Consider the following 24,478-nt stretch of genomic DNA (forward strand, 5'->3'; position numbering starts at 1 on the left):
GCGGAACACGGGGGGTGAGGGCATGGGCACGGGCGCGGAGGCCGGCCGGGACGAGGGCCGCGACGCGGCGGCGGGAGGACGGGCGCTCCTGGCGGCCGTCCACGCCGTGCTCGCCCGCGTCGACACCCATGCCGGGCGCACTGCCGGGCGCACGGCACCTGACCCCGGTCCGGCCGGGGCCGCACGGAGCGGCGGCGACCTGGGTGCGGATGCCGTCGCCCGGTCCGACGGCACGGCTGCCACCGCCACCGCCACCACCGCCGCCCCGGCCGCGCCCCCCGGTCCCGCGTCCCTCGACGCCCTGGTCGCCTGCTTCGGTCTCAGCCCGTTCGAGCGCGAGATCGTCCTGCTGGCCGCGGCGGCCGAGCTCGACCCCACCACGGCCGCCCGCTGCGCCGCGGCCTGCGGGGACCCGGAGCGTACGTACCCCACCTTCTCGCTCGCCCTCGCCGCGCTCGACGATCCGCACTGGAGCGCCCTCACACCCGTCGCCCCGCTGCGGCGCTGGCGCATCCTCGAGCTCGACGACGACACCCGGCTGACCACCTCCCGGCTCCGGCTCGACGAGCGGATCCTGCACTTCCTGGTCGGCTCGCCCTACCTCGACACACGGCTGCACGGCCTGCTGCGCCGGGTCACCGCGCCGGACTCGCTGCCCGCCTCCCACGACCTGGCGGCAGGCCGGGTCGCGGCCGGGTGGGCGGGGACCGGGAGCGGCGCGCCGCTCCGGGTCGAGCTGGTTGGAGGCGATGCCCGTACCCGCGCGGACATCGCCGCGGTCGCGGCCCGTCGCTCGGGGCTCGGCCTCTACGAGATGTCGGCCGCCGACCTCCCCACCGCCCCGGACCTACGCGACCTGCTGGCCCGCCTGTGGCAGCGCGAGGCGGTGCTGCTCCCCGCCGCGCTGCTGGTGGAGGCCGGTGACCTGGACCGTGAACAGAGCTCGGCCACCGACGCGTTCGTCGGGAGCGCGGCCGTACCGCTGGTCGTGTCGAGCACCGATCCGCGGCGCTCGGCCCGCCCCCGCGGCGAGCGCGTCGTCGTCCCGCCGCTGGACGCGGACGAACAGCTGGGGGTGTGGACCGACGCGTTCGCCGAAGTGCCCGAGGTGTCGCAGGGCGACCTGCGTGCCCTCGTGGCCCAGTTCTCGCTGCCGCCCCATCTGGTCCGCTCGGCGGGAGCATCCGTGGCGAGGGACCTGCCCGGCGAGGACGAGCTGGACGCGACCGGACTGGCCTGGCAGGCGGGTCTCGCCGAGGCCCGGATGGGCATGGACGAGCTCGGCCGCCGGATCGAGCCGCAGGCCGCCTGGGGCGATCTGGTGCTCGCTGAACGGCAGTTGCGGGTACTGCGCGAGATCACCGCGCATGTACGGCAGCGGCCGACCGTGTACGAGGAGTGGGGCTTCGCCGGGACGCTGCGCCGTGGGCTGGGCGTCACCGCGCTCTTCGCGGGCGGCTCCGGCACCGGCAAGACCCTCGCCGCCGAGGTGATGGCCACGGAGCTGGGCCTGGACCTGTTCGTCATCGACCTCTCCCAGGTGGTCAGCAAGTACATCGGTGAGACCGAGAAGAACCTGCGCAAGGTCTTCGACGCCGCCGAGCAGGGCGGGGCGCTGCTGCTCTTCGACGAGGCCGACGCCCTGTTCGGCAAGCGCAGCGAGGTCAAGGACTCCCACGACCGCTACGCCAACCTCGAAGTCAGCTACCTGCTGATGCGGATGGAGGCGTACCGGGGACTGGCGATCCTCACGACGAACATGAAGCAGGCACTGGACACGGCGTTCATGCGCCGGATCCGCTTCGTCGTCGACTTCCCGTTCCCGGGCGAGAGCGAGCGCGCCGAGATCTGGCGCCGGGTCCTGCCCGCCCGTGCGCCGACGAAGGGCGTCGACCCGGCACTGCTGGCGCGCCTGACCGTGGCCGGCGGCTCCATCCGCAACATCGCGCTGTCCGGCGCGTTCCTCGCGGCGGAGGAGGGCGACCGGCTCCGGATGCGCCACATGCTGGAGGCCGCCCGCGGCGAGTACCTGAAGCTCGACCGCTCCCTGACACCGTCGGAGGTGCACGGATGGGTCTGAACGAACAGCGGCGCACCGTACGGGTGGACATCGGCGAGCTGGTCCTCGACGGGTTCGGCACGGTGGACCCGGAACGCGTGTCGGAGGCATTCCAGGCGGAGTTGGGCCGGCTCGTACGGGAACGGGGGGTGCCCCTCGCCGCAGACGGCGGGCAGGCCCTGGACGCCCTGGCGGGGCTGCCCCCGCTGCCGGCGACGGTCTCCGCGCGGCGCCTCGGCCAGGAGCTGGCGCGCGCGGTGCACACAGGTCTTTCGGGCGGGGGTGAGGCGACGCGATGAGTACGTCCCACACGCAGGAGACACGGTCGGACCAGGCCGGCAAGCGCCGCAGGCGCAAGGAGCGTGCCACGACCCGCGCGCCCGAGCCGAAGAACATCGTCAGCGGCGCGGGCCAGCCGCTCGACCTGAGCGTACGGCGGGAGCTGGAGGAACAGCTCGGCCACGACTTCGGCCGGGTACGGCTGCACACCGGCCGGGACGCGGGCGCGCTCACCGAGATGCTGGGCGCCGACGCGGTGGCGGTCGGCCAGGACATCTTCTTCCGCGAGGGCGCCTACCGTCCGGGCACCCTGGACGGTCAGCGCCTCCTCGCCCACGAGTTGCTGCACACGGTGCAGAACCCGCACGGTCTCGGCGCCCTGCGCGCGGGCCGTGACCTGGGCGCGGTGAGCCTGCCTCAGCAGGCGGTGGAGCGCGAGGCGGAATCGGCGGCGCAGGAGGCCGTACGGGATGGGAGGCCCGCGCCGGAGATCGCTCCGAACGGGTCCACACCCGGCTGGCTGCGGTACGCGACCGTGGACGCCGACCGGCTGCGTGCCGAACGCATGGACCCGGAGACCGTCGTCGACCGCCTGGTCAACGGTGTGCTGCGCTCGCTGCGCGGGGACCCGGCGGACGCCTCGGGGAGGGTACGTCTCCAGCTGGCGCGGATGCCCGAGGAGCTCCAGGACACGGTCCTCGACGCGTTGGAGACGCGGCTGCCCACCCCCGCCCACGACCGGCTCGTCGACCTGGTCGACGAGGTGGACCGGGCGCCGCTGCCGTCGGAGGCGTCGGTCCCGCTCGCCCCGCAGGTGGTCCCCGACGCGATCGAGGAGATCACCTGGGAGCAGGAGTCCGGGGCGGAGGCGTGGCGCGCCAGGCTCGACAGCGCGGACGAGCTGGAGAACGAGCGGATTCGGCAGGCGCAGCGGCGCAAGGCCGAGGACCCGGGAGCGGACAGCGGCGCGTCCGAAGAGGCGCGGGCGACCGATGCGGACGCGGGCGGTGCCGCACCGTCGGGCGCTGTTCCGCGGGCGGAACAGGGAGGGCGGGGACCGGCCGAAGCCCGACCCCTCCAGGTGGAGGGCCGGTCCACCGGCGCCGGACAGGGACCCGGCGCGGCCGAGGACAAGGGCGCGCCCGGTGGTGCGAGGGACGAGGACCGGCAGGCCGAGCCGCAGCAGGCAGGCACCCCGCAGCCGCGACCGGCCGAGGCGAAGCGCGAGGAGGCGTCGGCCGGGCGGACCGGAGTCGTGCGCCCGACGCCCGTGGACAGGAGCGCGGCGGAGCGCGACGACACCCGCGACCCGGCCCGGCAGGACACCTCTCCCGAGCCGGAACAGGACCAGGACGACGGGCCTTCGGGTGCCGACGAGGCCGAGGCGCTTGCCGAGCTGGAGGACCTCGTCGCGGAGGCGGAGCGGGACGCGGCCGATCCCGCACCGGCGCCCCGACAGGACGATTCGGGTCCGGTCGACCTCGAAGGGGCCACGACGGACGCTTCGGCCTCGCGCCCGGAAGGGGGCACGGGCGGCTCGTCGCCCACGCCGCGCGTGCCCGTCGCGGACACGGACGCGTTGGCGGCGGCCGTCGAGGAAGTCAGCGAGGACCTCGACACGGAGGGCGCTCTCGACCAGCAGGAGGCGACGGGTGAGCCGGACGGCGACACGGGCGGCCGTCCGGGCGCGGCGCGTGACGGCTCGTCGGGTGGGACGGACCCCGAGGCCGAGGCCCAGGAGCGCGACCTGGCGGCCGAGCCGCAGCAGGCGGACGGAAGCCCCCGGGAAGAACAGGGCGGTGGCGACGGTACGCCCCGCGGCGAGACGGCCCCGGGCCGGCTGGCCAAGGCGGCCGAGGACGCGCGGGGGCAGGCGGCCCCCTCTGCGGGCGGCGGGGGTCCGGGCGGTTCGGACGCGCCTGCGAAGCCCGCGGCCGCCGCTGCGCCGCGGCCCGCCGCGGCCCCGGCTGCCGCCGCCGCTCCAGGGGCGGGCGGCGACACCGGTGTCGTAGCACCGGCGGCGGAGGTCGCTCCCACCGTTCCCCGGACCCAGACGCCGCCGAAGCACGAGCCCGCACGGGCCGACAGCGACAAGCCCGTCACCGTCAAGGCGGCGCCCCGGGCCAGGGGCGGTGGGAGTCCGGGCGGCGGCGGTCGCGGCAGGGCCGCCGCGAAGCCGAAGAAGGCGGCGCCGGCTCCGAACGTCGCGGGCAGCACCCCCGAGGCCGGGCTCGCGTCCGCGGCAGGCCTCCAGCCCCATCTGGCGATGACCACGCTGAAGGGCGTCAACGCGGCGGTCGGCACGTCCGTGTCCGGGGAACGGGAGGGTCTGAAAGGTGCGCCGCCCACGATGGAGCGGCCCGTCGGCTCACCGACGACCGTACGGGGTGGGCCGAAGCCGTCGGCTCCGGGCACGTACACCTCACAGGGCGTGGGCAGGACGGAGGCGGCGCGGGGCAGCACTCCGGAGATCAAGGGCGAGAAGGCGCCGAGCGGTGAACTCCCCGGTGCGGACATGGAGGAACCGGGCTGGTGGGACGTCGGCAAGGCGCTGTTGACGGGGCTCGGAAAGAAGCTCCTGTCCAAACTCCTGCCCCTCGACAAGCTCACCGGCTCCATCGACAAGGTGCCCGGCACGGACAAGGGACTGCACGGCGCCAAGGTCGGTGACGCGCCCGGACTGCCCCTCAAGGACGACTCCGACCCGGAACGGACCGACAAGCAGGCGAAGAAGCTCGACGACAAGGGCGCCGAGCTGCACACCACGGGCCGGGAGGACGCGGCCCGCCCGATGGGCGAGGACCAGCTCTACCCGGACGTACCGAAGGAGACCCTGACCGCGCGCATCGGCGGCGGCAGGCGTCGGAGTGGCGGGCGGGACGGCCCGGCGGACACCCCCGGGGCGGGCCTGGCGCCGGAAGCCGTCTCGGCGGTCGCGGAGCACGAACAGGGCCCGCGGATCAAGCAGGCCTTCGGGCAGGCGCGGCAGAAGATGACGGGCGCCCGCCAGGAGAAGGAGACCGAGGCCAAGCAGGACCGCCGCCAGTACCAGCAGGACGTCAGGCACGAGGTCGACACCAACACCAGGGCACAGGCGGACGCACGCGACCGGGGCCGCACCGACATCGCCCGCTCCCGCATCGGTTGGCGCAAGGAGCAGGACGACAAGCTAGCCGAGGTGGACGGCAGGAAGGGCAAGCGGTTCGCCAAGACACGCACGGACATCAAGGAGAAGCAGGACAGGACCGACCAGGACGTCGACCAGCGGACCAAGGACGATCAGAAGAGGATCGACGACGGGCGGACCGGGGCCGAGAAGGAAGCGACACAGAAGCGCGACGAGGGGAAGAAGGACTCCCGGAACTGGTTCGAGAAGGGCCTCGACTGGATCAAGGACCAGTTCACCAAGCTGAAGAAGGCCGTCAAGGACGTCTTCGAGAAGGCCCGCAACCTGGTCAAGGGCGTGATCGAGGAGTTCAGGAAGCAGGTCTTCACCCTGATCGACGAGGCCCGCAAGTGGGTCGTCCAGCAGATCGACGACTTCGCCGACGCCCTCATCCGCCTCGGTGACGAACTGCTGAAGGACTACCCCGCACTGCGGGACAAGTGGCGCAAGTCCATCGACGGGCTGCGTGACGCGGCGGTCAGGAAGGTCAACCAGGCCGCGGACAAGCTCAAGGACATCGCGGGCAAGCTGATCGACGCGTTCGGCGACATGCTCCTGGCCGGCCTGGACCTCATGGAGCAGGGAATGCTGGTCGCCGTCGAGATCGCGGAGACCGTGACGGTCAAGGCGATGGAAGTCGGCGCGGCGCTCCTCGAGGGCCTGGGGGAATGGGCGGCCATCGCCACGGACATCCTCAGTGACCCGGGCGGCTGGATCGGCAAGGCGAAGGACGCCGCGGTCACCGGATCCAGGGAACACCTCTTCACGGAGATCAAGGCCGCCGTGAAGGAGTGGTTCAACCAGAAGGTGCAGCAGCTCATCGGCATCCCGACGGAGATGTTCAACCGGCTGGTGAAGGGCGGCACGTCCAAGGAGGACATGGCCAAGATGGCCTGGGACGAGGCGCTCCCCCAACTCCCCGTGATCATCGGCGAGCTGATCGTCACGAAGGTGGTCGCGAAGCTGATCCCCGGTGCGGGCTGGGTCATGGCGATCATCGACGCGCTGAAGACGGCGTACGACGCGCTGGGCTCGATCCTGCGCGCGTTCGGGATGTTCATGACGTTCCTCAAGGCCGTCAAGAGCGGAAGCGGTGCGCTGCCGTTCGCGAAGGCCGTGGCCTCGGGCGTGGTCGCGCTCCTGGAGCTCGTCTACCAGTGGCTGGTGAGCGGTGTGGGCAAATACCTGGGCAAGGTGGCGACGGCGCTGCGCGGCAAGGCGGAGAAGCTCGGGAAGAAGGACCCGCCCTCCGACAAGCGACCGGACAAGGGACCGGACAAGCGTCCCGAACCGAGGAAGGAAGCACCCCGCCAGGACTCCCCGGCCGCGAAGCCGAGCCGGCCTCCGAGGCGGAACCGCCCGCAACCCGTGCCCACGCCCGGACGCAAGCCCGGCACGACGCCCGCGAAGCCCAGGGACGAGCGCGACGACGACCGCCCCGCGAACGGGGCCGGTCGTGGCCCCCGACCGAAGCCGGGCAGGGACCCCGACACGAAGCGCCCGGGGGGCCGGGGCCCGGACACGAAGCGCCCGGACACGAAGAAGCCCGACGACAAACGCCCGGACCTCCGCAAGCCGCCCAGGGACGGCAGGCGCCGCAACAAGGACGCCCCCGGCCAGAAGCCCGACCGGAAGCCGAGGAGGCCGAGCGCACCGAGCCGCGTCAGCAACGCGGCGAGGAACGCCGTGACGAAGATCCGCGACGCGCTGCGCAGCCTCGGGGCCAAAGCCCGGAATCTGCTCGACAAGCTGAAGAACCTTACGCGCCGACTGAAGGACGCGTTGCGGAAGGTCAAGGACAGACTGCGGCGCAAGGACGACGACAGGAAGCGTCCGGACGACAGCACGCGACAGGTGCCACCGCTGCCCAGGGTGCGGTTCCGAATGGCGAACGGCGAGATCCACACGCTGCTGTTCAACGGCCGCGCCAGGAGTGCCTACCTCGTGGTGCACAGCAACGAGACGTCGATGGACACATTCTTCTCGGGGTGGAAGAAAGAGCTCACCGGCATGGTCGAAAGCCCCGAGAAGGAATCCCAGGAGCGGGTGCTCGGCCTTGCCGAGAAGCTCCGTACCGTCGTGGACACGACGCAGGACCGGATGCCACATCGCGAGTCGGTCAACTCCGGCAACAGGAATCCCATCACCACCGCTGCCACAAGGCAGCAGACCGAGGCCCTGCGCAGAATGATGGTCCAGCTCGCTGCGTACATGGCGAAGCGCAATGGTTCGACTGCCGAACTGCCACCCACCATCTTCCCTCCTTTCGCGGACAACGTCCGGGCCCCCCGGCTTACCAAAGCCCATTACCTCAAGCGGGGAACGCCCGCCGGTGAGGTGGCCGATGACGCCGGACCCGCAAATCCCGTGGGCTACACCCGTGCGATGCACGGCTGGCCGGACACCATCGTGCGGATGCACCTCCTTACGGAACGGCTGGGAGGTCTCGCCTCGGGTTCCAATCTGGTCCCCGCTCCCCAGCGCGTGAACAGCAGATTCGCCACGCATGTGGAGCTCGATGCCAACAGGGCGGCCAGGGCATCCATCAAATCAATGATCTGGTACACCGTCAAAGTCGGGTTCCATGGGTCGCCTCACCAGAATTTCCCCGCGCACATCACAACCAGCTACAACACCTACGACCTCACCAACGGGAAGTGGAAGGAGAGACCACCCGACCCGAACAAGACCTATTCAGAGGCGGTTCCCACCCCTCGTAAGCCTGGCGGCAAGCATCCGATCCGGGTGAACGACCCCCATGAATCGGCCATGCTCATCCGTAGAGGGTTCGGGGACCATTTCCCGAGCAAGAAGGCCCCGCCCCGGTACGGGAAGACCATCAAAGCCCTGGCCGCCGGTCGGCCGTACCTCGACCATGTGGACCTCAAGACCAGGCTCGCGGCCTACGAGTCGGGCAGGCGACGCCCCGACGTCACGGAACTGGGCAGCGTATTGAAGGCAATCGACGATCGCCATAAAGAGGGGAGAATCGAGACTTGATGAACAGCCCGCTCACGCAGAGCGAAGCGCAATTGCGCAAGATGCTCGCAGAACTGGAATCCGGTCCCGGGGTGGAGGTCTTCTTCGCCGAGGAAGGGAACATCCAGGAAGAGCTCGGTGATGCCGATTCAGCCTTCCGGATGATCTCCGCCGTGCATGGGGTCGAGCTGGATCCGGCGCTGGCCCGGTGTTTCATGCGGTTCGATCGGATCGCCTGTCATTGGCGATTGGAACGTCCCGGCGTCAGAATCACCGGCGAGTTCAGGACGCGTAACCTGCTTGCCGCCCTCTTCGACCGTCCCCCGGAGCAGGACCGGGCCTCCACCCCCTTCGAGGAACGTCTCTACTCCGAACTCCGGGTGATCGACGACCATCCAGGAGGGGGCAGCGGTACCTTCGCCGCGCTGCGTGTCGGTCCGGAGGTCACCGAACCCGAGGTGTGGTATCACGACTTTCGACGCGGTGCTTTCAAGCTGGATATGAACTACTGCGCGTACCTGACGGCGCTGGCGGCCACCAAGGGCGTATCCGGCTGGCATTACCTGTTTGCCGATGTGTCACTCAAGGACGAGGAATTCACGTTCTACGAGGGCCCGCTGACGGCTGCTCTGGACGTCCTGCCGCAGCTCTTCCCCGAACACGACTACGCCCCTCTGCGAGCCCGGCTCGCAGACCGCGTCCGATAGGCAGGCGAACCGTGACCCGATACGCAGACATCCCCAAACCCATCCGCTCCGGAATCGTCGTCGTCGACCCCGAACGCGGCACCCCCCAGCGCATCATCGTCCTCCAGTTCAACCCCGACACCCTGGAACGGAGCCTCGCCCCCCAGTCCGCGGGCGGGAGCGGGGACTCCGGGGGAGGGGGCAGTGGGAGCGGGGACCGTAACGAGGCCCTCCGGCTCAAGGGGCCTGCCCAGGAGACCTGGAAGTTCACCGCCGAGATCGACTCCACGGACCAGTTCGAGGTCGCCGCCCCCGACGGGATCCACCCCGAGCTGGCCACCCTCGAAATGCTGGTGCACCCGACCACGGCCCAGCTGCGCGAGGCGAGCCGACTGGCGAAGAAGGGGACCATCGAGATCAGCCCGATCGAGATGCCGCTCACCCTCTTCACCTGGGGCAGCAAACGCGTCATGCCCGTGCGGCTCACCGAACTGTCCATCAACGAGTCGGCGTTCGACGTCAACCTCAGTCCGATCCGGGCGAGTCTCAGCATCGGCATGAAGGTGCTCAGCGTCAGCGATCTGCCCGCCGGGCACCGCGGGGCCGATCTGTACATGGCGCACCTCGCGCAGAAGGAGCAGCTTGCCAGGGCCGCGCGCGGTGGCGGGCTCGCCTCACCGGGGACTGCCGGGGCCAACACCTTCATGGGAAGGGGCTGAAGGACATGACCGGGACCGAACCGTACGAGAACGCGCTGGACGCCGTGCCCGGCGCCCACCCCTACCCCCGTTCCAGCCGGTACCACGACGCCGAGATCGGTGTGCACCGGATGGCCGACGGGACCGAGGTGCGGTACACGAAGCGGCGGTTGCTGCCGGCGCCGGACGAGGCGGCACGGGAGAGCGCCCCGCACACCGTCAGCAGCGGAGACCGGCCTGACCTGCTCGCGCAGCGGTACTTCGGCGACCCCGGGCAGTGGTGGCAGATCGCCGACGCCAACCCGGTGCTGGACCCGCACGAGCTGACGGAGGAGCCCGGCCGCACCGTCGCCGTCCCGCACGCCGGCGGATTCCCCGGGACGGGGGCGCGGTATGTCTGACCTGCCCGTGGGGAGCGGGCCCATCCACATCACGCTGGAGGCGGGGCCCCGGCTGACCAGGCCCGTTCCGCCCGAGGTCACCGAAGCGCTGCTGTCCGCCCAGATCACCGCCACCGCGGGCGAACGCGGCGGGTTCCAGATCGCGTTCGACCTCACCAAACAGGGCGCGCTGTCCCGGCGGCTGCTGCCCGAGGGCTTCTTCGACCCGAAGACCCGGGTGATCCTCTCCGTGAGCGTGAAGGGCACGGCATGGGTGCTGCTCGACGGACTGATCGTCCGTCAGGAGGTCGGTGCGAGCAACCAGCCCGGGCACTCCACCCTCACGGTGACCGGCGAGGACCTGACCCTCCTCATGGACCTGGAGGAACGCACCGACCGGTACCCGAACCTGCGTCCGTCCGGACGCGTCGCCCGCATCCTCGCCAAGTACGCCGGCTACGGCATCGAGGCACGCGTCTTCCAGGAGCAGATCGAGCAGCCGCCCCGCGAACAGCTCAGGGTCGACTACCAGTCGGGCACCGACCTGAGCTACGTCAACGAGCTGGCCCGGGCCAACGGCTACACGTTCTACCTCGAACCAGGACCCCGCCCCGGCCGCTCCACGGCCGTCTGGGGACCGGAGGCCCGCATCGGACAGCGGCAGCACGCGCTCAACGTGAACATGGACGTCAACTCGACCGTGGACCAGCTGACGTTCGCGTACGACGGGACGGCCAGGGAGGAACCGCAGGCCCGGGTGCAGGACCCGGCCACCCGGGACAGCAGGCTCCTGCCGCAGCCCGACATCGGGCCGCTGCGCCCCCCGCTCGGCCGCCGCGCCACCCCCGCGCTCAAGCGGCGCACGCTGTCCGGCACGGCCAAGAAGGAGTCGGCGCAGGCGCAGGCCGAGCTGCTGGCGCGGGCCGCGCTGTCCGCCGACGCCATCTCGGGGTCGGGGTCGCTGGACGTGAACCGGCACGGATACATCCTCCGGCCGCGGGAGCTGGTCGGGGTCCGTGGCGCCGGGGTGACGTACGACGGCGACTACTTCGTCAAGTCCGTCACCCACACCCTCAGGCCCGGCTCGTACCAGCAGAACTTCACGCTCTCGCGCGAGGGCCTCATCGCCCGGAGCGGGACCGTACGACCGTAGCGGCCGCGACAGCGGAAGCGGACCAGGAGAACTACGCATGGCTGCAGGACCGAACAACCGGTTTCTCGGCAAGTTCCGGGGGCGGGTGGTGAGCAACGACGATCCGCTGAGGACCGGCCGCGTCACGGTCAAGGTGCCCGACGTCCTGGGCGACGAGACGTCCACCTGGGCCATGCCCTGCCTGCCGTTCACGGGACCGCAGTCGGGGCAGTACGTCGTGCCCGCCGAAGGGGCGGGCGTGTGGGTGGAGTTCGAGCAGGGGGACGTCAGCTTCCCCATCTGGACCGGCTGCTGGTACGGCGACGCGTCCGAACTGCCGCCCGACGCGCTGACCGGAGGGCCCGCTCACCAGAACGTGGTGATCCAGACCTCCGACCGGCACAAGTTCGTCATGGGCGACGTACCGGACGGCGGGAACGGAATCCGTCTGCAGGCCGCGACCGGGGCGTACATCCAGGTGGACGAGAAGGGCGTGACGATCGCCGACGGGCAGGGCGCGTCGGTCGTGCTGGCCGGCGGCGAGGTCGACATCAACGACGGCCGGCTGATCGTCGCCAAGAAGCAGTGACGCAGCGACGCAGTGACGCGACAACAGACAACGGGGAGAGAAGACTTGTCCATCAGCCAAGGGACCATCGTCAACGCCGCCGCGAGCCTCCACTGCCCGCACGGCGGCCGGGCCTCCGCCGCCTCCGCGCACGCGGCCGTGCGCCTGGACGGACTGCCCGTGCACACCGCCTCCGACACCTTCGTGGTGACCGGGTGCCCGCACACCGTCGACGGGGTGCCACACCCGTGCGCCACCGTCCGGTGGAGCCCGCACGCGGACGGTGTGCGCGTCGACGGCGTACCCGTCCTGCTGCACACCACCGAGGCACAGTGCTTCGGCGCCGCGCTCGTGCCGCAGGGGCCACCGGTCGTGAACGCGGCCCGGCGGGGGGCGACCTGCCGATGAGGACCGTACGCGGTGACCTGGCGTTCCCGTTCCGCGGCGACCGGCGCGGCCGGACGGCGCACGCCCCGTACGACGAACACGTGCGGGACCTGGTCGAGCAGCTGCTGTTCACCAGCCCCGGTGAACGGCTGATGCGGCCCGACTTCGGCTGCGGCCTGCTGGATCTGGTGTTCACGCCGAACAGCCCGGAGCTGGCCTCGGCGCTGGAGCTCTCCGTGCAGGCCTCGCTGCAGCGCTGGCTGGGCGAGCTGATCGACGTGGAATCCCTGGACGTGGTGAGCGAGGAGAACGCCGTCCGGGTCTACCTGCGCTACGTGGTGCGCTCCACCGGGAGCCGGCGCGACGAGGTCTTCGAAGGGAGCGGACCCGCATGAGCGGCACGGACAGGGAGGTGGCCTGCCGGACGGACGGCAGGCGCGGCAAGGTGCGCGCGGCGCGGCTCCACGGCGTGGACGCGGTGGAGGTGGGCGACGACGGGCTGACCCTCACGGTGACGTTCCTCGGCAAGGCCCCGCACGGGCTGTGCCCGGAGAACATCCGCGTCGACGGCGGCCGTCGCGTCACCGGCGTCGAGGCGGTCGAGGTGACCGTGGAGCGGGAGGAGGACCCGGAGCTCGACGACCGGCTGCTCGTGACGGTCGACCGTACCGGCGACACCTCGCGCTACCGGCTGTCGGTGGTGGAGGCCGATCCGTACGGCAGGCCGGGCACCGAACCGTTCCCCGGCTTCGACCAGCGGTACTTCCGGGCGGAGTTCGACTTCCGGCCGGACTGCCCCACACCCTTCGACCGTGTGGACGGCACGGCGGGCCGCGACCCCGGCCCCCGGGCCGAGGCACCCGTCATCGACTACACGGCGCGCGACTTCGACTCCGTGCGCCGGCTCCTGCTGGACCGGCTCGCGCTGACCACGCCCGACTGGGTGGAGCGCAACCCCGCCGACCTCGGTGTCACCCTCGTCGAACTGCTGGCGCACACCGCCGACCGGATCAGCTACCAGCAGGACGCGGTCGCCACGGAGGCGTATCTCGACACCGCCCGCAGGCGGGTGTCGGTGCGCCGGCACGTACGGCTGATCGACTATCCGATGCACGACGGGTGCAACGCGCGGGCCCTGGTCACCGTCGAGGTGACGAGACGGCTGACGCTGTCGCCGGGCACGTTCCGCTTCGCCGCGATCGACGTCCGTACGCCGGGACTCCGCGCGCCCGAGACCGGCACCGTCGTCGAGGACCGCGACCTGGCGGTGCTGGCCGAGCGCGGCGCGGTCGAGGTGTTCGAACCGGTGGTGGACACCGAACCGGCCGAACTGCGCCCGGCGCACAACACGATCCGTCTCTGGACCTGGGGCGAGGAGGTGTGCGCCCTGCCGAAGGGCGCGACGTCCGCGACGCTGCGGGACGGGTGGACCGACAAGACGTGCACGACGCGGTCGCTGGCCCTGGCGCCCGGCGATCTGCTGCTGTTCGAGGAGGTGCGCGGGGCGCGTTCGGGCACGCCGGGCGACGCGGATCCCGCACACCGGCAGGCCGTACGGCTGACCTCGGTCACCCCGGGCGTGGACCGGCTGGCCGACCAGCCGGTCCTGGAGGTCACCTGGGCCCTCCAGGACGCGCTCGCCCTCCCCGTGTGCCTGTCGACGCGCGGCGGACCCGACTGCGCGCCGGTCGCGGACGTGAGCGTCGCCCGGGGCAATGTGGTCCTCGTCGACCACGGCAGATCACTGACGTTCGGCGGGGCACCCGCGGAGACGGTGACCGTACCCCCGGAACCCGCGGTCCCCGGCTCCTGCGAACCGCCCGGCTTGGGCTGCGAGGACGTCGACAGGGGCAACGCGGCAGCCCGTCTCCTGGGCGAACGCCTGGAACAGACGCGGCACGGACGGCTGCTCACCGCCGAACAGGTGCGGGAACTGTCCGAGCGGATCGGCGACGACCAGGTGACACGCGCCGGGATCGGCCTGGAGCTCGCGGGGCGACGGCGCGAGAAGGTCGTCCCCGGTACGGCGTACGAGCAGGCCGAGGCCCTGGCGACGCTCCTCGCGCAGGTGACCTACCCGGGCATCAGGCCCCGCTTCCGGCCGGTGCTCCAGCGCTCCCCCGTCGTCCAGGCGACGCCCTTCCCGCTCCCCGGGCACGTGGCGGCCGGGCAGGCCGACCGGCTGGCCGCCGTCCCCGGGCGGGTCCGCGAGCGGCTGGTGGAGCTGTGGCGCAGCGCCCGTGACCGCGACGGGCTGACCGAGGCGGAGATCGACGAGCTGACCGTGCTCTTCGGGCTGCGGGCCCTGGAACATCTGGAGCTGCACCTCCACCCCGTACGCGCGCTGCGTGAACTGCTGCACCGCGCCGACCGGCTGCTGGCCCCGAAGCTGCGCAGGCTCCAGGTGCTGACGGCCCGGGCCCGGGCGGGCACGGTGCTCGACGCCGGCATCGCCTGGGAGATCACCCAGAGCTGGGGCCCCGGCCACGCGGCCGGACTGCGTCCGGACGAGCCCGTGCTGCGGGGGCCCGCCGCCGCTCTCGTCCAGGACCCGCGGGCCGCGCTGCCCGCGGTGACGGCCGTGGACGGCGACGCGGTGTGGACCGCGCGCCGGGACCTGCTCGCGGCCGGTCACCGCGACCGGCACTTCGTCGGTGAACTGGAGGACGACGGGCGGATCGCGCTGCGCTTCGGCGACGGGCGGCACGGCGCCCGGCCCCGGCCGGGAGCCCGGCTGGAGCTGCACTACCGGCTCGGCGGCGGCACGGCGGGCAACGTGGGCGCGGAGGCCGTCAACCACCTGGTGCTGCGGCGCGGGCGGGACACCGAGGACGCCGGGGTGCCGCTTCCCGTCGCCGGGGTACGCAATCCGCTGCCGGCGGTCGGCGGGACGGAACCCGAACCGCTCGAACAGGTCAGGCAGCTGGCCCCGCTCGACCTGAGGCGCACCGTGCGGCGTGCGGTGACCGCCGAGGACTACGCGGCCCTGGCCTCCGCACTTCCCGGGGTCCGGCGGGCGGCGGCGGAGATCCGCTGGACGGGCAGCGTGCAGGAGGCGCATGTCGCCGTCGACACACCGGGGACCGGCGATCCGGAGCCCGAGCTGCTCGACTCGGTGGCATACGCGCTGGAGCGCTACCGGCGGATCGGACACGACCTGGTGGTCGGCCCCGCGAGCGGCGTACCGCTGGACATCGCCCTGTCGGTGTGCGCGGCCCCCGGGCACCAGCACGGACAGATCCTGGCCGAGCTGTACCGGCTGCTGGGCAGCGGCCGGCTGCACGACGGGCGGCTCGGCTTCTTCCATCCCGACGCCCTGGTGTTCGGCGGACCGGTGCGGCTCAGCCGGCTGGTGGCCGCCGCGGCCGGAGTGCGGGGGGTGGAGAGCGTGACGGTGACCCGGTTGCGCCGCCTCTTCGACGACGCCGACGGGAACGGTACGGCTCCGGAGACGGGCCTGCTGCGGCTCGGCGCGCTGGAGGTCGCACGCTGCGACAACGACCCGGACCGCCCGGACAACGGGCGGCTCACCATCGAGATCGCCGGAGGCACCCGATGAGCGGCGCGGGCAACTGCGGCTGCGGCTGCGGTGGACACGACGAAAGCAGAGCCCCCGAGGCCCTGTACAACCCGCCGGGGCGCACCGCGCTCGACTACCGGGTCGGGGACTACGGATCGTTCCTGGCGGCCATGGTGGACCGGCTCGCCTCCCCGGCGTACCCGGCGCTGCGCGGGCTGACGGTGCGGACCCCGGACGATCCGGCGATCGGACTGCTGGACTCCTGGGCCGTCGTCGGCGACCTGCTGACGTTCCACTCCGAACGGATGATGGACGAGGCGTACCTACGCACCGCGAACGAGCACCGCTCGCTGGCGCTGCTCGGGCGGCTGGTGGGACACCGCCCGGGGCCGGGCATCACCGCCGGCACCCATCTCGCGTACACCCTGGACAGGGACCCGCGGGGCGTGGACGTGGAGGTGGTCGTCCCGCGAGGGGCGCGCAGCAACAGCGTTCCGCTCACCTCCGAAGAGGAGTCGCAGGTCTTCGAGACGGAGGCGGACCTCACCGCCCGCGCCTCGTGGAACGAGCTCGTCGTGCGCCGGCGCAGGCCCGCGCTGCTGACCGAGCGGGACCTGAGCCGGCGCTCCGAGATCCAGGTGGCGGGCACCACGACCGGCCTGCGGACCGGGGACCGGCTGCTGTTCGTCCTCAAGGGCCAGGACGGCGCAGGCACTCCCGGGCAGCGGCTGCTGCGCACCGTCGCCCGGCTCCGGGTGGACCGCGAGGACGACGTGACGGGGATCGGGCTCCAGCAGTCCGCCCCGCCGTCCCTGGGCGCACTGCGGGAGCTGCTCCGCGAGTGGATCACCGAGGACGAGCGGGCCGTCGAGGACGGCGAACCCACGCCCGACAACCCCAACCCCCGGCCGGTCAGCCGCTTCATCGCCGACTTCGACGCCCAGGTCCTCGCCCCGCTGAGGGCCGACCTGGACACCCTCACCTCACCGGCCGCTCTCGCGGCACGGCTGGCGGAACCCCACGAGCGGCTGGCCGAGGCGCAGGTCGTCGCCCGTGCGCACCTCGATGTCGCCGCCTGGTTCGCGGAGTTGGAGGCGATGACCGGCGAGGTGATCGCGCAGGCGGCCGACCTGGAGCCCTCCCGGCCGGCTCCCGAGACCCCGCACACCGGCGCACACGGCACGCCCCGGGCCGCCGGCGCACACGGCACGCCCCGCACCGCCGCCGCACCGGCGTCCGCGGCGCTGCGGGCGCTCGGCGCGGTGCTCCCCGCACTCCGTAGCGAGGTCGTGCGCCCGTCCCGCAAGAGGCCGGCACCGGCGCACGCCGGTACGACCCCCGGGGCCCCCGGCTCCGACCTGGGCGCACGGCTCCTGGCGGCGCTCGACCCGCGGATCGCCGACGGGCTCTACCCGGCGTGGCGGCGGTCCGCCCCCACCGCGCCTTCGCTCCTGCACGAGGTGCAGGCGATGCGGGTGACGGCCGCCCCGTTCGGGGCGATGGCCCCGCTGAGACCGGTGCAGGACGAGCGGGGCCGGGTGATCAGGCAGGCGGACTGGCCGCTGACCGGCTCCGCCCTCACGACGATGCGCGTCGTGTTCGACACGGCGGGCAGGGTTCCGGTGCGTGCGGAATTCCAGCACACCGAGACGGGTTCGTCCGTCCAGCACTCGGAGAACCTGCCGTCGCAGGCGACGTTCGACCTCGGGCCCGGCCGGGTCGCGGTCATGACCCGGACCGCCCAGGACCACGATCCGGGCCGGCCGAACAGGCGCCCAACCGACTCGCAGGAGCCCGGCGTCACCGCCCAGCTGCTGGACGGCCTGCCCGAGCGGACACTGTTCGTGTCCCGGCCCGCCGACGACGGCCGTGTCCACGTCGCCGTGCGCAACGGCGAGCCGAGGAGCTGGCACCTCGCGCCCGGCGACCACGAGCAGATCAGGCACGGCGGCCACGAACTGACCGTGCGCTACACGGTCGGCAGCGAACCCGCGAACGTGGTGATCGGCATCGCCACGGTGCCGGAGCCCGCGAACCGGCGGGTGATCGCCCTGGACTCGGTGCAGGACTCGGTCACGGTCGGCAGCTGGGTCGCGATCGAGCGCCCCCGCAAGGGCGCCCAAGGACCCGACGGCATCCCGGGTGACCCCGTGCTCAGGTTCGTCACCACCAGGGTCACCTCCCTGCGCACCGCCGTGTACACCGACTTCGGCATCACCGGCCGGGGCACGGAGCTGACCCTGGCCGACCCCTGGCTCGACGAGCACGACGTACTGCTCTCCACCATCCGCGACACCACCGTGCACGCCGGCGGGCAGGCCCTGCGGCTCGCCGACGAACCCCTCGCCGAGGACGTCCACGGCAACGAACTGGAACTGGCCGAGCTGTACGACGGGCTGCGCCCGGGACGGCGGCTGATCGTGTCCGGGGAACGCACCGACGTACCCGCCGCCCCGGCCACCGAACTGGTGACGGTCGCCGGTGTCGAGCAGGTGCTCGACCCGCTGCTGCCCGGCGACCACGTCCACACGCGGCTGACCCTGACGACGGACCTCGTCCACCGCTACCGGCGCGCCACCGTACGTGTACGCGGCAACGTCGTCGCGGCCGGACACGGTGAGAGCCGGGAGGAGGCGATCGGCAACGGGGACGCGGACCTCGCCAACCAGACGTTCGCGCTCTGGCAGGCACCGCTGACCTGGCTGCCGGCCGACAACCCGCCGGGCGCGACCCCGGCCCTCGACGTGCGCGTCGACGGGCTGCTCTGGCACCGGGTCGACAGCCTCGCCGGGCGCGGCCCGCGCGAGCGGGTCTACGTCTGCGGAGACGCGGGCGGCCGGACGACGGTGACGTTCGGCGACGGGGTGCACGGCGCCCGGCTGCCCACCGGCCACGAGAACGTCCGGGCCCGCTACCGCTTCGGCACCGGCCGGGCCGCCAACGTCCGGGCCGACCGCATCACCCAGGCCGTGACGCGTCCGCTGGGCGTCACCGGGGTCACCAATCCCCAGCCCGCGACGGGCGGCGCCGACGCGGACGGTCCCGGCCGGACCCGCACCGCGATCCCGCTCGCCGTGTCCGCCCTCGACCGGCTCGTGTCCGTCGCCGACTACGAGGACTTCGCCCGCTCCCGCGCCGGGATCGGACGGGCGGCGGCCCGCGAACTCTTCGACGGCAGGCGGCGGACGCTGCACGTCACCGTCTCCGGGGTCCACGACATCCCGATCGCCGAGGACTCCGACGTGCTCACCGCACTGCGCTCCTCGCTCGCCCGGTACGGCGACTCCCGGCTGCCCGTACGCGTGCAGGTACGCGAACTGCTGCTGCTCGTCCTCGCGGCGAAGGTGAAGGTGGCCCCCGACCACAGCTGGCAGCTCGTCGAACCACACCTGCGCCGGGCCCTGCTGACCCGGTTCGGCAGCTCCCGGCGCGAGCTGGGCAGCCCCGCACACCTGTCGGACGTACTCGCGACGGCGCACTCCGTACCCGGTGTCGACCACGTGGACGTGGACGTATTCGGCGGAGTACCGGCCACCCTCACCGCCGACGGTCTGCCCGGCCTCGCGGACAGGCTCGCCGAACCGCGGACCACCGTCCCGGCACGGCTCGCCACGTACGACGAGGACGTGCACCGGGTCACCGCACAGGACGGCGAGACGCTCACCTCGGTCGCCGCCCGGTACGGCATCACCCTCACCGGACTGCTGCGCCTCAACCCGGACATCACCGGCACCCGGCGCCTGGCGAAGGGCCGCGCTGTGTGCGTCTTCCGCGGCATCCGGCCCGCACAGCTCGCCCTGCTGTCACCGGACGTCCCCGACACGCTGACTCTCACGGAGGTCACGGCATGAACACCCAGCAAGGGAGCGCCGCATGAGCAGGGAACCCGACGGGCTCGCGGAGCTGCTCCCGCAATGGCACCGGTTGCGGGACGAGGAGGGCGGGGAGCCGCTGCGGGCCCTGCTCGCGGTCATCGCCGAACAGGTCGACCGGGTGCGCGACGGCGTCGACCAGAGCTACGAGGACCTGTTCGTGGAGACGGCGGCGCCCTGGGTGCTGCCCTACCTCGGCGACCTCGTGGGCTACCGTCCGCTGCCCGGGTACGAGCGGGTCCTGACGGCCGGACTCGGCGACCCGGGCGACGAAGAGGCCCGTTCCCGGCTGGCCGAGGCGCTCGCCCCGCGCCGCGACGTCGCGGCCACGGTCGCGAACCGTCGACGCAAGGGCACCCTCGCCCTGCTGGAGGAGCTGGCCCAGGAGGTCGCCGGATGGCCGGCCAGGGCCGTGGAGTTCTCCCGGCTGGTCTCCCACGCACAGCCGGTCAGGCTGTACGGGACGGGGGCGGCGGCCGGCGACGTACGCAGGAGGTCGCGCGGCAGGACGGCCGACGTACGCGACGGTGCCCGGCTCGACCTGGCGGGCGGCCCGTTCGACGAGCTGGCCCGCTCCGTCGACGTACGCAGGGCCGCGTCGCCGCGGCGGCGGGGCGGTCATTCCCCGGCCGGGGTGGGCCTGTTCGTGTGGCGGCTCAAGCCCCACCGGGTGAGCCGGGCACCGGCGTACTGCGTCGACCGGGCCCGGAGCCTGTACACGTTCTCGATCCTGGGCAACGACACCGCGCTGGTCACCCGTCCCGTGCCCGAACCCTCCGCCACACACATCGCGACCGTCGACCACGTGCCCGCGTCCATCGGCAGGCGGCAGCTCACGGACCGGCTCGCCGACCACTACGGTCCCGGCAAGAGCTTCACCATCTGGCGTGACGGGCAGGGTGAGCCCGTGCCGCTGTCGGACATCGTCGTGGCCGACCTGACCGGCTGGCGCTACCGCCCCGAGCTCGGCCAGGTGGCCGTCGACCCGGTGCTGGGCCGGATCGCCTTCGGGTCCCGCTCCGCACCCCGGCAGGGGGTCCGGGTCACCTACCACCACGCCTTCGGCGACGACACCGGCGGCGGCGAGTACCCGCGTGAGCGCGTCACCTCACCCGCCGCCCGGATCTACCGTGTGGGCCCCCGCCAGGCCCATCAGCGGATCATGGACGCGTACGAGCAGTGGCGCACCGACCGGCGGTCCGGGCACTGCGGTGCCGAGGGCATCATCGAGATCACACACAGCGGCGCCTACCAGGAGCAGCTCGACTTCGACCTCGGCCGCGGCGACCGGCTGGAGCTGCGGGCGGCCGAGGGCTGCCGCCCGGTGATCCGGCTGCTCGACTGGTACAGCAACCGCCCCGACGCGCTCAACATCCGGGCGCAGGACGACCCGCGGGGCAAGGGCGACGCGCCGCGGATCGTCCTGGACGGACTGCTGGTAACCGGACGCGGGCTCCATGTCAGCGGACCCGTCGGCGCGGTCGTGCTGCGCCACTGCACGCTCGTGCCGGGCTGGTCGCTGGAGACGGACTGCGAGCCGCACTCGCCCGAGGAACCGAGCCTGGTCCTGGACCGGACCACCGCCTGCGTGTCCATCGACCGCAGCATCCTCGGCACCATCGAGGTGATCGGCGACGAGGTGAGCACCGATCCGCTGCCGATCCACATCCGCGACAGCATCCTGGACGCCACCGGCCACGACCTGCCGGCCCTGTCCGCCCCGGACTGCCGCCACGCGCACGCCGTGCTGCACGCGCACCGCACCACGGTCATCGGTGAGATCCACACCCACGCCGTGCTGATCGCCGAGAACAGCGTCTTCACGGGGCAGCTGCGGGTTGCCCGGCGCGGCATCGGCCGCCTGCGCCACTCCTACGTACCGCCCGGCTCCCGCACCCCGCGCCGCCACCGCTGCCAGCCGGACCTCGTGGGCGCCGACCTGGCCGGGCAGGTGCGCCCGCTGTTCACCAGCGAGCGGTACGGCACCCCGGCGTACGGGCGGCTCGCCGACGGCGGACCGTGGCAGATCCGGCGGGGCGCCGACGACGGCTCCGAGATGGGGGTCTTCCACCAGTTGTACGAACCGCAGCGCGAGGACAGCCTGCGGGCCCGGCTCGCCGAGTACACCCCGGCGGGAACGGACGCCGGGATCCACACCGTGACCTGACCGCCCCCAGTCCTGAGCCGACCCCGCCCGCCCCGATCTCTTCCGACCGACGTACCTCCGAGGGGGACCCCTTCCATGCACGCAGATCTCTCCCGCGACACCTTCCGGCCGGACCGGCACTACGCGGCGGTCCTCGCCCAGCAGGGCCGGGTCCAGCTGGACGCCGACGCCAACGAACAGGCCGCGATCCAGCTGCACCGGGCCCGGACCACCACCGCCGACCTGATCGGGCGGCACGGCGGCCCGCTCGGCGCGACCGGATTCGAGGTGGGGTTCCTGGGCGGCAGCCGGGAGCTGGACGACCTCTCGCTGGGCGCCGGCCGCTACTACGTCGACGGGATCCTGCTGGACGCGACCCGCCCGGAACCCGGCGCACCGGCCGGTGAGGACGCCGCCGACGACACGGAGACCCCGGCGACCTGGACCTACTGGGACCAGCCGGACGGCCACCGGGACCCGGAGCGCCCCGGCGACCGGCTGCCCACCCAGTTCCCGTACCTCGCCTGCCTCAAGGTGTGGGAGCGCTCGGTGACCGCGGCCGAGGACCCGATGCTGCGCGAGGTGGCGCTCGGACCGGCCATGCCCGACACGGCGGCCCGGATCAAGACCGTCTGGCAGGTGCTGTCGCTGCCCGGCGCGCAGTTGGAGATCGAGGACGGGGCGACGAAGGACCAGGTCCGCGAGGCGTTCGCGCGGTGGACGGCCGCACAGGCGCCCACCGCCCGGATGGCGGCACGCGCCGAGCGGCCCGAGCACGCGGACGACGCCCCCTGCCTGGTGGAGCCGGACGCCCGCTACCGGGGCCCGGAGAACCAGATGTACCGCGTGGAGATCCACCAGGGCGGCCAGGCGAAGGACGCCACCTTCAAGTGGTCCCGGGAGAACGGCTCCGTGGCACTCCCGGTGGACGGACTCGACGGGACCTGGGTCGAGTTGGCATCGCTCGGCAACGACGACAAGCTCGGTCTGGACGTCGGTGACCAGGTGGAGTTCGTGGACACCGGTTACACCAGCAGGGGCGAACCGCTGCCGCTGCTGCGGGTCGAGGAGATCGACCTGCCGGGGCGGCGCGTACGCCTCTCCGACGAGCCGCACCCCTCGGTCGGGCGACGCCCGGAACTCCACCCGTTCCTGCGGCGCTGGGACCAGCGGTCCGGATCCCGGCACACGGGCGGTACGGGCCGTACCAAGCAGGCCGCCGCGAAGCTGCGGGGCGGGGCGGTCCGGATCGAGGAGGGCGGCTGGCTGCCGCTGGAGGACGGCGTACTCGTCTACTTCGAGCCGGGCAGGACCTACCGGTCCGGTGACTACTGGACCGTCCCCGCCCGCACCGCGACGGGCGGTGTCGAGTGGCCGACGGACGCCGCCCGCCGCCCGCTCCTGCGGTCACCGAAGGGCATCCGGGTCCACTACGCACCGCTGGCCTGGGTGCTGGGGGAGGGGTCGGTCGCGGATCTGCGCATGACGTTCGCGCCCCTGGCCACCGCCATCCCCGCGGCCGACGCGCAGGCACTCGCCGCGGAGGCGGAGGCCGAAGCGGAGGCGAAGGCTACGGAAAGCGCGGCCGCCGGCCCGGACGGCCGGACGTCGGGACAGGACGACGAAGGACAGCCCGAGAACTGACGCACCACCTGGGTAAAGGAGCACCACGATGGCAACACCCCTGTCCGCCGACCGACTGCTCAAGGCCCTGCGGGACGAGGGTCTGCACGTCGTCGAGCACCGGAGCTGGCGCACACACAACCGCAACCACAAGGGCCCCTGGGGCCCGGTGCACGGAGTGATGATCCATCACACCGTCACCTCGGGCACGCAGAGCTCCGTGGACCTCTGCTACAACGGCCATTCGAGCCTGCCGGGCCCGCTGTGCCACGGAGTGATCGCCAAGGACGGCTCGGTCCACCTGGTCGGCCACGGCCGGGCGAACCACGCCGGACTCGGCGACGACGACGTCCTGCGCGCGGTGATCAACGAGACGTCACTGCCCGCCGACAACGAGGCCAACACCGACGGCAACCGCTCCTTCTACGGCTTCGAGTGCGTCAACCTCGGCAACGGCAAGGACCCGTGGCCGGCCGCCCAACTGGAGGCCATCGAGAAGGCGGCCGCCGCGATCTGCCGTGCCCACGGCTGGAACCAACGCTCGGTGATCGGCCACAAGGAGTGGCAGCCGGGGAAGATCGACCCGCGCGGCTTCACGATGGACTCGATGCGCGGCAGGGTCAGGACACGCCTCGCCGGCAACCCGGACGGCCCGACGAAACCGCCCGCCCCCAAACCCCCGGCGAAGTACGAGCCGTTCCCCGGAGCCGCCTTCTTCCGGGCCGGCCGGCGCAGCGCCGTCATCACGGCGATGGGGAGAAGACTGGTGGCCGAGGGCTGCGGAAAGTACGAGGTCGGCCCCGGCCCGGACTGGTCCGAGGCGGACCGCAAGTCGTACGCCGCGTGGCAGCGCAAGCTGGGCTACTCGGGAACCGGCGCGGACGGCACCCCGGGCAAGGCCAGCTGGGACAGACTCAAGGTGCCCAACGTCTGAGCCGGTATGCGGCGGCCCTCTCCTCGCGGACACGGGCCGCCGTGCACCG

15 protein-coding genes are annotated in these 24,478 nt (G+C 72.7%); all 15 read left to right on the forward strand.

From position 1 onward, the window contains the following. Window positions 1–22 precede the first annotated feature (22 nt). The 15 genes from ACFWVP_RS18880 to ACFWVP_RS18950 all read left to right on the forward strand — a co-directional run bounded on the left by ACFWVP_RS18880 (window position 23) and on the right by ACFWVP_RS18950 (window position 24,429). Window positions 23–2,080, forward strand: a complete 2,058-nt coding sequence (locus ACFWVP_RS18880; protein WP_384497974.1) for an ATP-binding protein — start codon at window positions 23–25, stop codon at window positions 2,078–2,080. Beyond that, window positions 2,071–2,358 (forward strand): hypothetical protein, encoded by a 288-nt coding sequence (locus ACFWVP_RS18885; RefSeq protein WP_384497976.1) that lies wholly within the window; start codon window positions 2,071–2,073, stop codon window positions 2,356–2,358. The genes ACFWVP_RS18880 and ACFWVP_RS18885 overlap by 10 nt, the downstream gene beginning before the upstream one ends. Further along, complete coding sequence (locus ACFWVP_RS18890) at window positions 2,355–8,504, forward strand: DUF4157 domain-containing protein (RefSeq protein WP_384497978.1); 6,150 nt, start codon at window positions 2,355–2,357, stop codon at window positions 8,502–8,504. The genes ACFWVP_RS18885 and ACFWVP_RS18890 overlap by 4 nt, the downstream gene beginning before the upstream one ends. Continuing rightward, on the forward strand, window positions 8,504–9,190 hold the full coding sequence (locus tag ACFWVP_RS18895; protein WP_384497979.1) for a hypothetical protein: 687 nt from the start codon (window positions 8,504–8,506) through the stop codon (window positions 9,188–9,190). The genes ACFWVP_RS18890 and ACFWVP_RS18895 overlap by 1 nt, the downstream gene beginning before the upstream one ends. 11 nt (window positions 9,191–9,201) lie before the next feature. Further along, window positions 9,202–9,888, forward strand: coding sequence for a hypothetical protein (locus tag ACFWVP_RS18900; protein ID WP_384497981.1), 687 nt, complete (start codon window positions 9,202–9,204; stop codon window positions 9,886–9,888). Between the two features lie 5 nt (window positions 9,889–9,893). Next, complete coding sequence (locus ACFWVP_RS18905) at window positions 9,894–10,268, forward strand: LysM peptidoglycan-binding domain-containing protein (RefSeq protein ID WP_384497983.1); 375 nt, start codon at window positions 9,894–9,896, stop codon at window positions 10,266–10,268. After that, entirely contained in the window at window positions 10,261–11,400 is a 1,140-nt protein-coding gene (locus ACFWVP_RS18910; protein ID WP_384497985.1) for a hypothetical protein, read from the forward strand. Before ACFWVP_RS18905 ends, ACFWVP_RS18910 begins: the two co-directional genes overlap by 8 nt. A 37-nt stretch (window positions 11,401–11,437) precedes the next feature. Beyond that, window positions 11,438–11,968: a phage baseplate assembly protein V gene (locus tag ACFWVP_RS18915; protein ID WP_384497986.1), complete on the forward strand. Its 531-nt coding sequence runs from the start codon at window positions 11,438–11,440 to the stop codon at window positions 11,966–11,968. Between the two features lie 45 nt (window positions 11,969–12,013). After that, window positions 12,014–12,355 (forward strand): hypothetical protein, encoded by a 342-nt coding sequence (locus tag ACFWVP_RS18920; RefSeq protein WP_384497988.1) that lies wholly within the window; start codon window positions 12,014–12,016, stop codon window positions 12,353–12,355. Continuing rightward, window positions 12,352–12,729 (forward strand): GPW/gp25 family protein, encoded by a 378-nt coding sequence (locus ACFWVP_RS18925; protein WP_384497990.1) that lies wholly within the window; start codon window positions 12,352–12,354, stop codon window positions 12,727–12,729. Before ACFWVP_RS18920 ends, ACFWVP_RS18925 begins: the two co-directional genes overlap by 4 nt. Continuing rightward, window positions 12,726–15,893, forward strand: coding sequence for a putative baseplate assembly protein (locus ACFWVP_RS18930; protein ID WP_384497992.1), 3,168 nt, complete (start codon window positions 12,726–12,728; stop codon window positions 15,891–15,893). The genes ACFWVP_RS18925 and ACFWVP_RS18930 overlap by 4 nt, the downstream gene beginning before the upstream one ends. After that, entirely contained in the window at window positions 15,890–19,705 is a 3,816-nt protein-coding gene (locus ACFWVP_RS18935) for a putative baseplate assembly protein (RefSeq protein ID WP_384497994.1), read from the forward strand. The genes ACFWVP_RS18930 and ACFWVP_RS18935 overlap by 4 nt, the downstream gene beginning before the upstream one ends. 22 nt (window positions 19,706–19,727) lie before the next feature. Further along, the gene (locus ACFWVP_RS18940) at window positions 19,728–21,893 is read left to right on the forward strand and encodes a hypothetical protein (RefSeq protein WP_384497995.1); all 2,166 of its coding nucleotides are present in this window, start codon (window positions 19,728–19,730) and stop codon (window positions 21,891–21,893) included. A 75-nt stretch (window positions 21,894–21,968) separates the two neighbouring features. Beyond that, window positions 21,969–23,516: a DUF6519 domain-containing protein gene (locus tag ACFWVP_RS18945; protein ID WP_384497997.1), complete on the forward strand. Its 1,548-nt coding sequence runs from the start codon at window positions 21,969–21,971 to the stop codon at window positions 23,514–23,516. Between the two features lie 28 nt (window positions 23,517–23,544). Further along, window positions 23,545–24,429: a peptidoglycan-binding protein gene (locus ACFWVP_RS18950; RefSeq protein WP_384497998.1), complete on the forward strand. Its 885-nt coding sequence runs from the start codon at window positions 23,545–23,547 to the stop codon at window positions 24,427–24,429. The last annotated feature ends 49 nt before the right edge of the window (window positions 24,430–24,478 follow it).

It is taken from the genome of Streptomyces sp. NPDC058637 (assembly GCF_042717325.1).
GTDB lineage: Bacteria > Actinomycetota > Actinomycetes > Streptomycetales > Streptomycetaceae > Streptomyces.

Coding starts and splice junctions, on each gene's coding strand:
- ACFWVP_RS18935 (WP_384497994.1), top strand. CDS start 15,890: ATGAGCGGCGCGGGCAACTGCGGCTGCGGCTGCGGTGGACACGACGAA.
- ACFWVP_RS18905 (WP_384497983.1), top strand. CDS start 9,894: ATGACCGGGACCGAACCGTACGAGAACGCGCTGGACGCCGTGCCCGGC.
- ACFWVP_RS18945 (WP_384497997.1), top strand. CDS start 21,969: ATGCACGCAGATCTCTCCCGCGACACCTTCCGGCCGGACCGGCACTAC.
- ACFWVP_RS18925 (WP_384497990.1), top strand. CDS start 12,352: ATGAGGACCGTACGCGGTGACCTGGCGTTCCCGTTCCGCGGCGACCGG.
- ACFWVP_RS18890 (WP_384497978.1), top strand. CDS start 2,355: ATGAGTACGTCCCACACGCAGGAGACACGGTCGGACCAGGCCGGCAAG.
- ACFWVP_RS18910 (WP_384497985.1), top strand. CDS start 10,261: ATGTCTGACCTGCCCGTGGGGAGCGGGCCCATCCACATCACGCTGGAG.
- ACFWVP_RS18940 (WP_384497995.1), top strand. CDS start 19,728: ATGAGCAGGGAACCCGACGGGCTCGCGGAGCTGCTCCCGCAATGGCAC.
- ACFWVP_RS18885 (WP_384497976.1), top strand. CDS start 2,071: ATGGGTCTGAACGAACAGCGGCGCACCGTACGGGTGGACATCGGCGAG.
- ACFWVP_RS18930 (WP_384497992.1), top strand. CDS start 12,726: ATGAGCGGCACGGACAGGGAGGTGGCCTGCCGGACGGACGGCAGGCGC.
- ACFWVP_RS18880 (WP_384497974.1), top strand. CDS start 23: ATGGGCACGGGCGCGGAGGCCGGCCGGGACGAGGGCCGCGACGCGGCG.
- ACFWVP_RS18895 (WP_384497979.1), top strand. CDS start 8,504: ATGAACAGCCCGCTCACGCAGAGCGAAGCGCAATTGCGCAAGATGCTC.
- ACFWVP_RS18915 (WP_384497986.1), top strand. CDS start 11,438: ATGGCTGCAGGACCGAACAACCGGTTTCTCGGCAAGTTCCGGGGGCGG.
- ACFWVP_RS18950 (WP_384497998.1), top strand. CDS start 23,545: ATGGCAACACCCCTGTCCGCCGACCGACTGCTCAAGGCCCTGCGGGAC.